Source organism: Streptomyces sp. NPDC006385 (assembly GCF_040612485.1).
In the GTDB taxonomy this organism is placed as follows: domain Bacteria; phylum Actinomycetota; class Actinomycetes; order Streptomycetales; family Streptomycetaceae; genus Streptomyces.
The window spans coordinates 1-14,333 of record NZ_JBEXQG010000123.1 but is presented as its reverse complement, the minus strand read 5'-3'; the positions used below and the strand labels follow the sequence as shown (position 1 = coordinate 14,333).

At 72.8% G+C, this 14,333-nt stretch carries 12 protein-coding genes, 1 tRNA gene and 1 pseudogene; 8 read left to right on the top strand and 6 right to left on the bottom strand.

Annotated features, from left to right (window positions below):
• Both ABZ078_RS42855 and zapE read right to left on the bottom strand, forming a co-directional pair.
• Window positions 1–211, bottom strand: a pseudogene (locus ABZ078_RS42855) (hypothetical protein); the annotation flags it as partial.
• A gap of 196 nt (window positions 212–407) precedes the next feature.
• Window positions 408–1,517, bottom strand: a complete 1,110-nt coding sequence (zapE, locus tag ABZ078_RS42850) for a cell division protein ZapE (protein WP_356583959.1) — start codon at window positions 1,515–1,517, stop codon at window positions 408–410.
• A 37-nt stretch (window positions 1,518–1,554) separates the two neighbouring features.
• Here zapE and ABZ078_RS42845 point away from each other — a divergent pair, with 37 nt between their 5' ends.
• The 5 genes from ABZ078_RS42845 (at window position 1,555) to ABZ078_RS42825 (ending at window position 5,827) form a co-directional block, all read left to right on the top strand.
• Window positions 1,555–2,439, top strand: a complete 885-nt coding sequence (locus ABZ078_RS42845) for a pyrimidine reductase family protein (protein WP_356583958.1) — start codon at window positions 1,555–1,557, stop codon at window positions 2,437–2,439.
• Between the two features lie 168 nt (window positions 2,440–2,607).
• Complete coding sequence (locus ABZ078_RS42840; protein ID WP_356583957.1) at window positions 2,608–3,063, top strand: indole-3-glycerol phosphate synthase; 456 nt, start codon at window positions 2,608–2,610, stop codon at window positions 3,061–3,063.
• 144 nt (window positions 3,064–3,207) lie between these two features.
• On the top strand, window positions 3,208–4,599 hold the full coding sequence (gene murC / locus ABZ078_RS42835; RefSeq protein ID WP_356583956.1) for a UDP-N-acetylmuramate--L-alanine ligase: 1,392 nt from the start codon (window positions 3,208–3,210) through the stop codon (window positions 4,597–4,599).
• 13 nt (window positions 4,600–4,612) lie between these two features.
• Window positions 4,613–5,029, top strand: coding sequence for a peptide-methionine (R)-S-oxide reductase MsrB (gene msrB / locus ABZ078_RS42830; protein WP_356583955.1), 417 nt, complete (start codon window positions 4,613–4,615; stop codon window positions 5,027–5,029).
• Window positions 5,030–5,080: 51 nt separating this feature from the next.
• Complete coding sequence (locus tag ABZ078_RS42825) at window positions 5,081–5,827, top strand: protein phosphatase 2C domain-containing protein (RefSeq protein ID WP_356583954.1); 747 nt, start codon at window positions 5,081–5,083, stop codon at window positions 5,825–5,827.
• 29 nt (window positions 5,828–5,856) lie between these two features.
• On the opposite strand, the gene ABZ078_RS42820 is transcribed toward ABZ078_RS42825, so the two are convergent.
• From ABZ078_RS42820 to ABZ078_RS42810, 3 genes are all read right to left on the bottom strand, one after another.
• Window positions 5,857–6,897: a lysylphosphatidylglycerol synthase transmembrane domain-containing protein gene (locus ABZ078_RS42820; protein ID WP_356583953.1), complete on the bottom strand. Its 1,041-nt coding sequence runs from the start codon at window positions 6,895–6,897 to the stop codon at window positions 5,857–5,859.
• Between the two features lie 201 nt (window positions 6,898–7,098).
• Window positions 7,099–9,399 carry a hypothetical protein gene (locus ABZ078_RS42815; protein ID WP_356583952.1) on the bottom strand — a complete coding sequence of 767 codons (2,301 nt, stop codon included), beginning with the start codon at window positions 9,397–9,399 and terminating at the stop codon, window positions 7,099–7,101.
• A 3-nt stretch (window positions 9,400–9,402) separates the two neighbouring features.
• A tRNA-Pro gene (locus tag ABZ078_RS42810) sits at window positions 9,403–9,474 on the bottom strand.
• A 133-nt stretch (window positions 9,475–9,607) separates the two neighbouring features.
• Between ABZ078_RS42810 and ABZ078_RS42805 the strand changes: the two genes are divergently transcribed.
• Together ABZ078_RS42805 and ABZ078_RS42800 are read left to right on the top strand one after the other, a co-directional pair.
• Window positions 9,608–10,624, top strand: a complete 1,017-nt coding sequence (locus tag ABZ078_RS42805; RefSeq protein ID WP_356583951.1) for an ABC transporter substrate-binding protein — start codon at window positions 9,608–9,610, stop codon at window positions 10,622–10,624.
• Between the two features lie 98 nt (window positions 10,625–10,722).
• The gene (locus ABZ078_RS42800; RefSeq protein ID WP_356583950.1) at window positions 10,723–12,219 is read left to right on the top strand and encodes a glycoside hydrolase family 3 N-terminal domain-containing protein; all 1,497 of its coding nucleotides are present in this window, start codon (window positions 10,723–10,725) and stop codon (window positions 12,217–12,219) included.
• Window positions 12,220–12,373: 154 nt separating this feature from the next.
• Here ABZ078_RS42800 and ABZ078_RS42795 read toward each other — a convergent pair whose 3' ends face one another.
• Window positions 12,374–13,645 carry a glycosyl hydrolase gene (locus ABZ078_RS42795; RefSeq protein WP_356583960.1) on the bottom strand — a complete coding sequence of 424 codons (1,272 nt, stop codon included), beginning with the start codon at window positions 13,643–13,645 and terminating at the stop codon, window positions 12,374–12,376.
• Window positions 13,646–13,663: 18 nt separating this feature from the next.
• Between ABZ078_RS42795 and ABZ078_RS42790 the strand changes: the two genes are divergently transcribed.
• Window positions 13,664–14,333 (top strand): BadF/BadG/BcrA/BcrD ATPase family protein (locus ABZ078_RS42790; protein ID WP_356583949.1); only part of this gene is annotated, 670 nt, incomplete at its 3' end.

Below are 14,333 nucleotides of genomic sequence, written 5' to 3'. Positions count from 1 at the left end.
CCCCATTGCCCGACGGAACGCAGTGGCGTGACGTGAGGGTCTCATCGCGCAGCGCCTTCCCGGAGATCTTGATTCCGGGTTGGGCTTTGGCCTCTACCTGACTGACCGTGTGCGCATGTGCGAAGCACGCGGTAGGTGCGAAGAACTGGAGGGCGAGCAGGACGGTGGCGAGAGCCGAAACCACGGTGCGGGCCGTCGGACCTCGGAACATGCGCCTCCCTCCCGTCCAGTTCACGCCCTCTAGTACGCACCAACACTTGGTCAACCGTTGGTCAAGAAACACCTTAGCCCGGCAAAGTTGTTTGCAGGGTTAACTTAACGTTTCGAGCTGAAGAGAGCCTGAAAGACGAGGGTGACGTGGCGCGAACTGACCCTTGATCAAGGGGAGTTGTCGCAGGTAATGAGCGTCAGTCCGACACCAGGCCCTGGGCGTCGCGGGCCAGGGCGGTGAGGCGCGAGATGGCCCGGAAGTACTTCTTGCGGTAGCCGCCCTTCAGCATCTCCTCGCTGAAGAGTCTGTCGAAGGGCAGACCGGAGGCCAGGACCGGGACTTCACGGTCGTAGAGCCGGTCGGCGAGCACCACGAGCCGCAGGGCGGTGGACTGGTCCGGTACGGGCCGCACGTCGGTCAGGCAGACCGCCTTGAGTCCGTCGGTCAGCGCGCCGTAGCGGCTGGGGTGGACGCGGGCCAGGTGGTCCAGCAGGTGCGGGAAGTCGTCGAGCGAGGCGCCCGCGGTGGCGTACGCCGCCCTCGTCACCTGCTCGTCGGAGTACGGCGCCGGCGCCTCGGGCAGGCCGCGGTGGCGGTAGTCCTCGCCGTCGATGCGCAGGGCGCGGAAGTGGGCCGACAGGCCCTGGATCTCACGGAGGAAATCGGCCGCCGCGAAACGGCCCTCGCCGAGCTTGCCGGGGAGGGTGTTGGAGGTGGCGGCGAGCGCGACGCCCGCGTCGACGAGCTTGCCGAGCAGGGTGGAGACGAGGACGGTGTCGCCCGGGTCGTCCAGCTCGAACTCGTCGATGCACAACAGGCGGTGGCCGGAGAGGGTGCGCACCGTCTGCTGGAAGCCGAGTGCGCCGACGAGGTTCGTCAGCTCCACGAAGGTGCCGAACGCCTTGAGGGACGGCTCGGCCGGCGTGGCGTGCCAGAGGGAGGCGAGCAGGTGGGTCTTGCCGACGCCGTAGCCGCCGTCGAGGTAGACGCCACGGGGCCCCGCCGGGACCTTGGGCGCCTTGGGCCTGCCGAACCCGAGGAAACCGCGCTTGGCCTTTCCGGCGCCGCTCGCGTGCGCCCCGCCGAGCCCGCCCGCGAAGTCCTCCAGGACGCGGACCGCCTCGGTCTGGCTGGGCTGGTTCGGGTCCGGGAGGTACGTGCTGAAGCGGACCGAGTCGAAGCGCGGCGGCGGCACCATCTCGGCGACCAGCCGGTCGGCGGGGACGTGCGGCTCACGGGCGCACAGGGACAGCGGGCTCGCTTCGGCTATCGGGTGCACACCGGAGGCTGCGGAGGAGGACGACACGGTTCACCATGCTAAGCGCCGTGCCACACTCCATGACATGCGACGCCTGTTCCCTGTGACCGATGAGACAGCAGCGAGGGCCTTTGGCGGTTCGGCCGGGGACGACGGGGCTGGAGCCGCCGACGGGGCGCTGGTGACCGCGGGGCCCGGCGGCGGATCCTCCCGAGCCGGATCCGGTGGTGCTCTGGTCGACCGGGAGTGGAGCCTCGCCGAGCTCGCCGCCGCCTATGCCTACCCCGAGCCCGGCGCCGGCGGTCGGAAGCCCTGGTTGCGGGCCAACATGGTGTCCACGCTGGACGGGGCAGCCCAGCACGACGGCCGTTCGCAGCCCATCTCCAACGCGGCCGACATGCGGATCTTCGGCACGCTGCGGGGGCTGGCGGACGTCGTGATCGTCGGTGCCGAAACGGTCCGTCAGGAGGGGTACCGTCCGGCACGCGCGCGTGCGGAGTTCGCCGAGGCGCGCGAGGCGGCCGGGCAGTCGCCGGCGCCGGCCATCGCCGTGGTCAGCGCGAGCCTGGACCTGGACTACGGCCTGCCGCTTTTCACCTCGCCCGTCGTCCCCACCCTGATCCTGACGGGCGCCGCCGCGGCCCCGGACAGGGTCGCGACCGCCGAGAAGGCCGGCGCCCGGGTGGTGATCGCCGGTGACGGCGTCGGTGTGGACCCCGTGCGCGCCGTCCAGGCGCTCGCGGAGCTCGGTCACACCCGCCTGCTGACCGAGGGAGGCCCGCGGCTGCTCGGACAACTGGTGGCCGCCGGAGTGCTCGACGAGCTCTGTCTGACGATCTCCCCCATGCTCACCGCCGGTGACGCCCAGCGCATCGCCGGAGGGCCCACGGTGGCGGTCCCGAAACGGTTCGAGCTGGTGGCCCTGCTGGAGGAGGAGGGCTTCCTGTTCGGTCGGTACCGGCGGACGTGAGGTCAGGTTGGTTCGGAAACGGGTTCTCTGAGTGCCATGGTCCTGAAAATGGTGGAATCCACCGTTCCGTTTAGCTTCCGCCGGGCAGACTAAAGGTCGCAGTCCCCGTGCGAGCGCGGGGAAGGATGGTTTCCGCAGAAGGGGCGCCCGGTGTTCACAAGCGTTTTGATGATCGAGAAGGCCCTGACGTCCGTCGACGTGGAGTTCGTCACCACCTTGCACGGGGAGGAACCGGTCTCCTTCCACGTGCTGCTCCAGCCGCGGGGCGAGCAGGCCGACACGTTGCTGCGCGCCATCGACGACATCGCGCTCGGCGAACTGGACGAGGCGGTCCGCGAGGGCAGGACCCCGGAGGGCGAGGAGGCGATGAGTACCGGCGAGCGGGCGCTGGAGGTGTCGCTCACCGCGCTGCGCGGGGCCGGGGCGGAGGCCGAGGGGCGGCTGCTGGAGGACCATCCGCTCGACGCGCTCAAGGCCGTGGTGGACGAGGTCGGTGCGGACGAGGTGATCGTGTTGACCGACCCGCACTACGTGGAGGAGTTCTTCCACCGGGACTGGGCGTCGAGGGCTCGGCACAAGGTGGGGGTGCCGGTGCTGAAGCTGTTCTCGCACAGCAAGGCGTAGCGCTGCCGCCGGGCCGGGCCGGGCCGTGGGCGCCGTGGCGCTCGGGCGGGTTCGCCGGGTGCGGTTCGCCCCGTTGCGCAACGCCCGCGGGAGCACCCAATAGGCTGGGGGCTCACCGTCCTACCGCACCTGGGGAGAACACGCATGGCACCCGGCATTCCCACCGCCATGGACCGACCGCACTTCATCGGCATCGGCGGCGCCGGAATGTCCGGGATCGCGAAGATTCTCGCCCAGCGTGGGGCCAAGGTGGCCGGCAGCGACGCCAAGGAGTCCGAGACCGCCGAGGCGCTGCGCGCCCTGGGCGTGACCGTGCACATCGGGCACGCGACGGAGCACCTCGCCGACGACGCCAGCTGTGTCGTCGTGTCGTCGGCGATCCGGAAGGACAACCCCGAGCTGGCCCGCGCCGCCGAGCTCGGCATCCCGGTGGTGCACCGCTCCGACGCGCTCGCCGCGCTGATGGAGGGGCTGCGCCCGATCGCCGTCGCCGGCACGCACGGCAAGACGACCACGACGTCGATGCTGGCGGTCTCCCTGTCCGCGCTGGGCCTGGAGCCGTCGTACGCCATCGGGGGCGACCTGGACACCCCCGGCTCGAACGCCCTGCACGGTGACGGCGACATCTTCGTCGCCGAGGCCGACGAATCGGACCGCAGCTTCCACAAGTACGCGGCCGAGGTCGCGATCGTCCTGAACGTGGAGCTCGACCACCACGCCAACTACGCGTCGATGGACGAGATCTACGAGTCCTTCGTGACGTTCACCGACCGCATCACCGAGGGCGGCACCCTGGTGATCTCGGCGGACCAGGAGGGAGCGCGGGAGCTGACCCGGCGGGTCACGGCCCGCGATGTGCGGGTGGTGACGTACGGCGAGGCGGAGGACGCCGACGTACGCGTCCTGTCGGTGCTGGCGCAGGGTCTGAAGAGTCAGGTCACCGTCCTCCTCGACGGCCAGGAGCGCACCTTCACGGTCTCGGTCCCCGGCCGCCACTACGCGCTCAACGCCGTGGCCGCCCTGGCCGCCGGCACCGCGCTGGGCGTCCCGGCCGCCGAGCTGGCCCCGGCGCTGGCGGCCTACACCGGAGTGAAGCGGCGCCTGCAGCTGAAGGGCGAGGCCGCCGGCGTCCAGGTCATCGACTCCTACGCCCACCACCCGACCGAGATGACGGCCGACCTTCAGGCCATGCGCGCGGCCGCCGGTGACGCCCGGATCCTGGTCGTCTACCAGCCCCACCTCTTCTCCCGGACGCAGGAGCTGGGCAAGGAGATGGGCGAGGCCCTGGCCCTGGCGGACGCCTCGCTGGTCCTGGACATCTACCCGGCCCGTGAGGACCCGATCCCCGGCGTCACCAGCGCCCTGGTCATCGAGGCGGCCGGGGCGGCCGGCGCCGAGGTGACGGCCGTGCACGACAAGGGCGAGGTTCCCTCGCTGGTCGCGGGAATGGCCGAGCCCGGTGATCTCGTTCTCACCATGGGCGCGGGCGATGTCACCGACCTCGGTCCGCTCATCCTGGACCGCCTGTCGAAGTGAGGGGCAAGGACTCATGTCGTACGACGTCGAAAAGCCGGACGAGCAGTGGCGCGCGGAGCTGACCCCGGCCGAGTACGCCGTCCTCCGCCAGGCCGCCACGGAGCCCGCCTTCACCGGTGAGTACACCAACACCAAGGCGACGGGCGTCTACTCCTGCCGCGCCTGCGGCGCCGAACTGTTCACCTCCACCACGAAGTTCGAGTCGCACTGCGGCTGGCCGTCCTTCTACGACCCGAAGGACACCGACGCGGTGGAGCTCGTCCAGGACCGCTCGCACGGGATGGTGCGCACCGAGGTGCGGTGCGCCCGGTGCGGGTCGCATCTCGGGCATGTCTTCGAGGGCGAGGGGTACCCCACACCGACCGACCAGCGGTACTGCATCAACAGCATCGCGCTGCGGCTGACGCCGGACGAGGCCCTAGACTCGTAGGCAACGTCCGGCCCGGGCGGTCGTTCCGGTGCGGGAAGGCGGTGGCGCCGCATGCCGTACGTCGCTGTGAGTGCGATCAGCCATCCCGGACTGCTGCGCGAGCGGAACGAGGACAGTCTCGCCGTCGGGCCGTGGACGCTGTGCGCGACCGTCACCGAGAATCCGCAGACCCTGATCTTCCCGCTCGGCACGCCCCTCGTCGTCGCCGTCGCCGACGGGCTCGGCGGGCATCCCGGTGGTGAGGTGGCCAGCGCTCTCGTCGTCCGCCGGATCGCGGCGCTCGGTCCGGCCCTGAGCAGCGAGGTCGCCGTCCGGGACGCCCTGAACCTCTGCAACCGCGCCGTCTTCAAGGCCGCCGGCGGCGACCAGGCGGGCGAACTCGCCGGCATGGGGACGACGGTCGCCGGCGTCGTCGTGCGGCCCGACGCGCTGCTGGTGTTCAACGTGGGCGACAGCCGGGTCCTCGCGGCCTCCCGCGACGGGCTGCGCCAGCTCAGCGTCGACGACAGTCCGCCCCACCCCGCCGGGCGTACGACGTCCCTCGTCACCCAGAGCCTGGGCGGCTCGCTCACCTATCGTGCGGTCGTCCCCCATGTCACGTCCGAGACCATGGCGCCGGGCGAGCGCTACCTCATCTGCTCGGACGGGCTGACGGACCCGGTGGCGACGGACGTACTGGAGGAGATCCTGCGGGAGCACGACGACGGCCGGGCGGCGTTCGAACTGTGGAAGGCGGCCATCGAGGCGGGCGGGCCCGACAACATCACGGTGGCGGTGGTGCGGGTCGAGCAGGAATAGCGCGCGGTCACCGGAGAGGTCCGCCGGGCTCAGAGGAACTTGCGCTGCACGAGAACCGACAGCACCAGCGCGCCCGGCAGCAGCGGTACCCAGACCGTCAGGACGCGGTAGCCGATGACGGTGGCCGCGGCGAGGCCCATCGGTGCGCCGAACGTGGTCATCGTGAACACCAGCGCCGCGTCCACCGGACCGATGCCGCCCGGTGCGGGCACGGCTCCCGCCGCGGTGCCGGCGAGGAGGAACGCGAGGACCACCTGCGTCCAGGACAGCGGCAGGCCCAGCGCGAAACCGACCGAGGCGATCACGCTCGCCTGGAGCAGCGGGGTGGCGGCGGCACCGCCCCAGAGGGCGAGGGCGCGGCTGGGGCGGGTGTGCAGGAGCCGGGCGTCGGTGAGCGCGGTGCGCACGAAGCGGACGAGGGGGCGGCGCAGTGGCCGTACGGTCGCCACGAGGATGCCCGCCGTGAGGAGGGCGGCCGTGACGCCCGCGGCGACCAGGAGCAACGTCCGTCCGTCCGGGACGAGTCGGCCGAGGTGTAGCAGTTCGGGGAAGGCCATGAGGAAGCCGAGCAGCACCAGCGTCTTGGCGATCGGCTTGACCAGCGAGTACAGGGCGAGTGACGCGGTGGCCCGGGCCAGCGGGATACCGCGGCCCTGAAGGAAGCGCAAGGTGACGGCGTGGGCGCCGATGCTCGCCGGCAGTACGTGGTTCGCGGCGCCGGCCGCGAACTGTGACGCGAGCAGCAGGCCCGGCGGAAGCCGTTCCGGCACGGCCCCTTGGCGGACGACCGCGGCGGCCACCCAGCCCATGCAGGTGAAGAAGAGGCCGCAGAGCAGCCACCAGGGGTCGGCGGTGGCGAGTCGGCCGACCCCGTCCTGGAAGGCACGCCAGTCGGCTGCCGCCCATGCCCCGATCAGCAGGAGCGGGAGCAGGGTCAGCGCGTGGCGGGTGAGGCGGGCGGGGGAGAAGCGAGAACGCGGGGTGGCGGTGGCGGTGGCGGTGGGGGTGGCGCTGGGGGCGGGGTGAGCGGGCAGCGGTCCGGGGAGATCGCTGAGCGGGAGCGAGGACACGGCGCGGTCGTCCTTCCGCGTCCCACCCGCACGGACGCGGGGCGGACGGCTAGAGGGCGAGGCAAGGGGGGACTACGGAAACGTGCCCGCTCGATGTGACGCCGTGGTGTCCATGAGCGGAAGCCGCGTCGGCGAGCGAGCGACACTGCCGGGGACGCCCGCCCGCGCGCCCCCACGCCTGCCCGCGACTGCTCCCCGCTCTCACCGCATCCAGTGCTTGCCGGTGCTCCACCCCGAAAACCGCCGGGCGCGGCCCCCGTCCGCCGTGCCGTCGGGGCCGAAAGCGCCGCCCTCGGCGACCAGGGCCAGGCCCGCCAGGGCGGGGGCCAGTCGGGTCGCGACGTGGCTGGGGCGGTGGGCCGTCTCCTCGGGCAGGCCCGCGAGGAAGCGTCGCTGCTCCTGCGGTGGGCACAGGGAAAGGTGGAACAGCATCTGGCGCCAGGCGTACGCCGCGTCCTTGAGGGTGCCCAAGGGCCGTGGTTCGTGGTGCGCGCGGGCGATCAGGCGGCACACGGTCACGTAGCAGCGGCGTGCCAGGTCGGCCCAGCCGGGCCGCGGGGCGATGCCCACCCGGTGGACCAGCGTGGCCAGGTTGTGGGTGGTGAGGATCTGCGCCTGCTCGATCACCGTGCCGTTGGCCGCCACCGACCAGGACCCGGACGCCACCCCGGCCCGCTCGGCACACAGCCGCGCGAAACCGGGAGAGGTGGGGGCGCCGTACGAACGGGTCAGGGCCGCTCCCGTCTCGGCGATCGCCAGGTTGCGGATCGCCGCGTAGTCGATGCCGTAGTAGCGCTCGTACAGTGTGCCGCCGAGCAGCTCGCCCGCGATCCGCGCCGCCGTGAGGAACTTCGGGCTGAACGTGCCCATGAAGATGTCGGCGGCCAGCTCCTCCACGAACGGGGCGCCCAGGTCGGCCTGGCGCTCGAGCTGCGCCAGTTCGCGGACGAGCGGGTTGGGCAGGATCGTGCCCGGGAAGGCCTGCACGGACAGCTCCCCCAGCTGCCGCAGCACGGCGAGCGCCCCTTCGCCGTCCGACTTGCCCAGCACCGCTGATCGCTGCCCGGACACCGCCCGTACCCAGGGCAGCTCCTCGACGCGCACCTGCCGTTCCAGGTTGAGCAGCAGCAGCGAGCGGCGGTTGCGGAACGCCCGGTAGTTCGCGGCCATCAGCGCCCGCAGCGTCTCGTCGCGGTACGCCTGCGCGGTGGCGGCGGCCACCAACTGCGGGACCAACTCGGCCAGGACCTCGGCGGACGGGACGACGCCTCGCTCCACGAGCGTGCCGAGCGGCGCGCTCAGCGCGGACTCGACCACCTGACGAATCGTGGGCGGTACGGCGGCCCCGGCGGGCAGGCCGGTCTCCCGGCTCTCCTCCTCCGTCACCGCGCCGAGGAACGGCGCGGCATCGGGGATGCCCGTCTCCTGCGGGAGTACGGCGAGCCGGCGCAGCATCAGCTGGGCCAGGGCGTGATGGGAGGGGAGCGCCGCCTGCTCGGCCTGGCGTCGGCGCAGGTCCGTGTGCGGATCGGACCCGGGCAGGCCGCGCCGCCGCACCATGGACGCCACCGCGTGCCGCAGCAGACCGAGCCGGCGCGCGTCCAGAGGCCGTCCGGCGACGGTCTCCTCCAGCGCGCCGCGCAGGATGCCGAGGTTCTCCTTGGGGTTGCGGTGCTTGGTGCAGCGGGTGTGCTCCGCGGCCAGCCGCCGGTAGCGGCCGAGCAGCGCCTCGCCGTGCGCCAACCAGTCGGCGTCCGGGGCGAGTGCGAGTACCCGGCCGTCCCGTGCCGTGCGCAGCCAGTGCACGAGCAGCTCGTCGCCGAACGGCTGCCATACGGCGAGCGCCTCGCGCTGGGTCTCGACGGCCTCGTGGGGCCGGCGCCGGACCAGGGTGTCGACGGCGTCGGAGACGGTGTGCCGGTGGACGGCCGCGGTGGCGTCCGGCGCGGGTCCGTCCGCCGGCCGGGGCAGGAACCGCAGCCGGTCGGCGAACGGCTCCAGTTCCGCCGCGAGGTCCAGCGCCGCGTCGGTCTCTCCCTGCCGCACCAGCCAGGCCATGGTGAGCAGCGCGGCCTCCTCGGGTACGCCGATCTCGTAGTGGCCGCTGTCCAGCCGGGCCCACAGCCAGGCGAGCCCGTCTTCGGTGAGGCAGTGGGCGAAAAGCGCCCGCCGCTCGGCGGGCACCCCGAAACTCCGCGCGGCGTCGGTCTCGTACGGCTGGAGCGGGCCGCCCGCACGCGCGGTTCCGGTGGCGAAACCGCCCCGCACCACCTCGGGAGTCACCCAGGCCGGAAGGTCCGCCACCGGGGTACGCGAACCGACCGTCAGCCGGCCCGTGGCCATCCCCGCGAGGACCGCCCGCCAGCGCTGCCCGCGCACCTCGGCGCGGCGCCGGGTGTCGGCGTCCTCGTGGGTCAGCGCGGTCGTGAAGGCCTTGGCCAGCTGGGCCGCCGCGAAGGACGGGGCCGCGGTGAGGGGCTGCTGCTCAGCGTTGTCGTTCATAAGCCGACGTGGCAGGTTCCGCCCCTGCGCCCTCCGGGTCCCGAGCCCGGTGCTCTGCTGCTGAGCTACACGCCGATGGGGGCCGACGTTAGACGCCGGGATGATCACCGCACAACCGGTTTTCGACCGGACGGCTGGGGCGGAGGCGCCTTGCCGGGTGTGACTTAGGTTAGGCTTCCCTCAATATTGTTCAGGGGGAGGTCTCGCCATGGCCCCAGTCATGTCCCGCCGTCGTCTGCTCACCGCGGGCGGTGCCCTCGGTCTCGGCTCGCTGCTCGCCGCCTGTGGCGGTGACGGGGACGCCGACGGCGAGGCGCGTGAGGCCGGCGGCGGCCGCTGGTCCTTCAAGGACGACCGGAGGCGCACGGTCTCCCTCGACGAGGCGCCGCGGACACTCGTCGCCTTCGTCAGCGCCGCCGCCGCGCTCCACGACTACGGAGTGGCGTGCGACGGCGTCTTCGGGCCCACCGAGCCCGTCGACGGCAAGCCCAACCCGCAGGCCGGCGACCTGGACGTGGCCAAGCTGACGAGCCTCGGCACGCGGTGGGGGCAGTTCAACGTCGAGAAGTACGCGGCGCTGAATCCCGACCTGCTGATCAGCAACATGTTCCCGGGCCCCGACCTGTGGTACGTCCCGCAGGAGAGCCACAAGAAGATCGAGGCGCTCGCGCCGACCGTCGGCATCAGCGTCGCCCGGACCTCCCTGCTGAACCCCCTCGAGCGCACCGCCGAACTCGCCGAGGCGCTGGGCGCCGACCTGGGCGCGAAGAAGGTGACCGACGCCCGGGCCCGCTTCGACAAGGCGGTCGAGACCCTGCGTGCGGCGGCGGCCGCCAACAAGGGGCTGAAGGTCATGGCCATCACCGGCGACAACGATCAGTTCTACGTCGCCGTACCCGACTCCTACGCGGACCTGAACTACTACAAGGACCTCGGCGTCGAGTTCGTCGAGGGCAAGAAGTCCGACGAGTGGGGCTTCTGGGAGTTCCTGAGCTGGGAGAACGCCGACAAGTACCACGCGGACCTCATCCTGGTCGACAACCGCTCCTCGGCCATGAGCGCCGAACAGCTCGACGCCAAGCGGACCTGGCGGCAACTGCCCGCCGTCAAGGCCGGCCAGACCGTGCCCTGGGCCATGGAGGAGCGCTACAGCTACGCCGGATACGCGCCCGTGCTCGAACGGCTGGCGGCCGCCGTGGAGAAGGCCGAGAAGCTGTCCGCGTGAGCGGTCCGAAGGGGCGTGAGGGACTGCTGCTGAATCATCTGAATCACTCATCCACCGGAATATTGACTTACGGCTGATCGAGCCAGAGCATTGCCCGGGTGAGCCACTTCGAGCACGCCTCCCTCCGGCCGGCCGCCCTCCCCGCCGACCTCGACGAAGCCGCCCACCGCTGCCTGGTCGCCGGATTCGAGGGCACGACGAGCGTGCCCGACACGCTCAAGGAGCTCATCGACCGCGGCCTCGGCGGGGTCATCCTCTTCACCCGCAACGTGCGCGACGCCCGGCAGGTGCGCCGCCTCACGGACGAGCTGCGGGCCCTGCGCCCGGACCTCCTCGTCGCCATCGACAACGAGGGCGGCGGCATCGGCCACCTGGTGGGCGCCGGCGCCCCCGACGTCCCCGGCTCCTACGCCCTCGGCGTCGCCGACGACCCGAACCTCACCGCCCGCTGCGCCGACGCGCTGGCCGGGCACCTGGCCACCCTCGGCATCACCGCCTCCTACGCCCCCGTCGCCGACCTCCAGCGCCGGCCCGACAACCCGATCGTGCGCACCCGCTCCTTCGGCGCCGACCCCGGTCTCGCCGCCCGCCACCTGCGCGCCTGGATCACCGCCACCGAGGCCCGAGGCGTCGCCTCCTGCGCCAAGCACTTCCCCGGCCACGGCGGCACCGTCACCGACAGCCACCACGGCATGGCGGTCGACCCGCGGCCGTACGACGAACTGAGCGCCGACCTCGAACCGTTCCGGGCGGCGATCGACGCGGGCGTGCCGATGCTGATGAGCGCCCATGTCGTCTTCCCGGCGCTCGACCCCAACCGGCCCGCCACGCTCAGCCGACGCATCCTCGGCGACCTGCTCCGCCACGACCTCGGCTTCGACGGCGTCCTCGTCAGCGACGCGCTGGAGATGAGGGCGATCGCCGACCAGTACGGCGAGGCGGCCGGCGCCCGGATCGCGCTCGCCGCCGGCGCGGACCAAGTGATCGTCGCCGTGGGGGACCTGAACGTCACCCTGGACTGCCGGGACGCCGTGCTCGACGCGCTGCGCACCGGCGTGCTGGCGCGGGAGCGGATCGAGGAAGCCGCGGGACGGGTACGGCGGCTCGCCGAGCGGTACGCGACGCCCCCGGCGCACGTCGCCGACTGGGACCCGGGCGCCGGTCTCCGGGCCGCGCGCCGGGCCGTGCGGAGCCGGGGCGTACCGCCCGCCGTGCCCGGCGCCCATGTCGTCGACCTGTTCCCGCCCCCGCACCCCGCGCTCAACTGGGGCGGGGAGGACCTGCTGACCGAGGTACGCGCCCTCGACCCCACGACGACGGGCACGGCGGTGACCGGCGAGTGCGGCGCGGACCCGGACGCCCTCGTCGAAGGCATCCTGCGCCGCTGCGGCACCGCGCCCTTGGTCGTCGCCACGTGTGACGCCGGGCTGCATCCCTGGCAGTCGCGGCTGCGCGACGCCCTGTCGGCCCGGCGGCCGGATGCGGTGTTGGTGGATACGGGGCTGCCGGAGGGTGGCGCGTTGTGTGCGTATGGGCGGGGGCGGGTGAATCTGCGGGCGGTCACCGAGGTGCTGGTGGGCGCGGCCGGTGGGTGAGGCGCGCGCCCGCCAGTCACGGCGCTGACAAGGATCTACGACCTCTTGCTCGTCGGAGGCGTCCTGCGCCGCTGCGGCACCGAGCCCATGGTCGTCGCCACGTGTGACGCCGGGCTGCATCCCCTGGCAGTCGCGGCTGCTCCGGGCGCGGTGGTCAGGACGGCCGTACGACCTCCTTGATTCCGCGCGCCGTCAGGTACTCCGTGTCCTCGGACCGCGCGGCCAGGACCACCGCCGGGCGGACGCCTTCCGTCCGCAACCGCATCCACGCCTCGAAGTACGCGCCGCCCGGACCGGACACCGACCGGGTGCCCGGCGTGCAGTCCAGGAGCAGGGCGGTGTCCCGGGGGTGGTCGGGGCGGGGCTCCTCGCGCAGGTCGGCGACGGTCTCGGCGAGGGCCTCGGCGATCGGCTTGGCGCGGCCCGCCGAGTCGAACAGGCCCAGGGTGTACTCCAGCTCCGGGAAGTCGGCCAGCGAACGGTCCACGTCGTGGGAGCACCACCAGGTCACGCCCCACAGTCCCGCGCACTCGGCCGCGTTCCGCACGGTGGCGCGTGCGAAGTCCGGCGCGTCGGCGGCCGGGATGTGCGGTTCGGGCGCGCCGGTCTCCTGGACCCAGACCGGGCGGGCGGGGTCGGTGGCGTACGCCTTGGCCAGTTCGGTGCCGTACTCGGCGAGGTGCCGGACCTGCGGGGAGCGGGGGCCGTAGCGGCGGGCGCAGTCGCCGGAGAACACCCACGGGTGGACGGTGGTCACATCGCCCTTGCGGGCCGAGGCCTCGGGGGTGAAGGGGTGGTCGTCGCCGTACCAGGCGGCGTCGTACGCGGAGTGCGTCACCAGGCCGCCGGCCTCGCCGAGTCCGTCCCGGGCGGCGGCCAGCAGGGTGTCGAGGTAGCGGTCGACCTCGTCGGCCGTGACGGGGTTGTGCTCGACCAGGTTGTTGAGCTCGTTGCCGAGCTGGAGGCCGATGAGGTTCGGGCGGCCCGCGAGGGCGCTGCCCAGGGTGCGCAGCAGGGTGGCCTGGGCGGCGATGGCCTCGCCGTCCGTGAACACGTTGCGGTGGTGCCAGCTGCGGGTCCACTCCGGGTAGAAGTCGAAGCTCGACAGATGGCCCTGCACGCCGTCCACGACGACGTCGAGTCCGGCCTCGCCGGCCAGGTCGACGAGGTGCGCCAGCTGGTCCACGGCGGCGGTGCGCACGAGGGTGCGGTTCGGCTGGAGCAGCGGCCAGAGGTGGAAGACGCGGACGTGGTCGAGACCGAGACCGGCGATCCGGTCCAGGTCCTCACGCGCGCGTGCCGGGTCGAAGTCGTGCCAGGAGTGGAACCAGCCGTGGCGGGGCGTGTAGTTGACGCCGAAGCGGAGCGGGCGGATGGGATCCTCCTCGGGTTGCCGTGGCTTGGCTCTTGTCCGTCGCGAATGTATCAACCACCATGGGCGCCGATGAATAGTGATTTGAACCAAAGCTCGGTCTACGTCGTCGGCCTGGACGCCGGAGGCACCCGCACCCGCGCCGTCCTGGCGCCCGTGCCCGCGGGCGATCCCGAGGGCGAGGGCGTCGGCGGACCGGGCAACGCCCTCACCGTCCCTGGCCCCCAGCTCACCGAGCACCTCGTCGAGGCCCTCGCGCGGGCCGTGCCGGAAGGGCTGCGCGGCCGGGTCGTGGCCGTGGCCGGCGGCTTCGCGGGCGCCTCGCGGACCGCTCCGGACGAGCCGGGCCGGATCAGGGCGCACGCCGCGCTCACCGTCGCGCTGGGGCGGCTGGGCATCGGCGCCGCCTCGGTCGAGATCCACAGTGACATCGAGGCCGCGTTCGCCGCCGCGCCCGGCACCCCCGCCGACGGCCTCGCCCTGGTGGCGGGCACCGGCGCGGTCGCGGCGCGCGTCACCGCCCGCGCCTGCACCACGACCGCGGGCGGCGACGGCTGGCTGCTCGGCGACGACGGCAGCGGCTTCTGGATCGGGCGCGAGGCGGTACGGGCGGCGCTGCGCGCGGCGGACGGACGGGGCGGGCCGACGGCGCTGGCCGCGTCGGGGCCCGCATCCCAAGGGGGTGTTCACATGATGGACGCGCTCGTCTCGGATGTCGGAGTGGAAGCGGTCAAGGTCACGC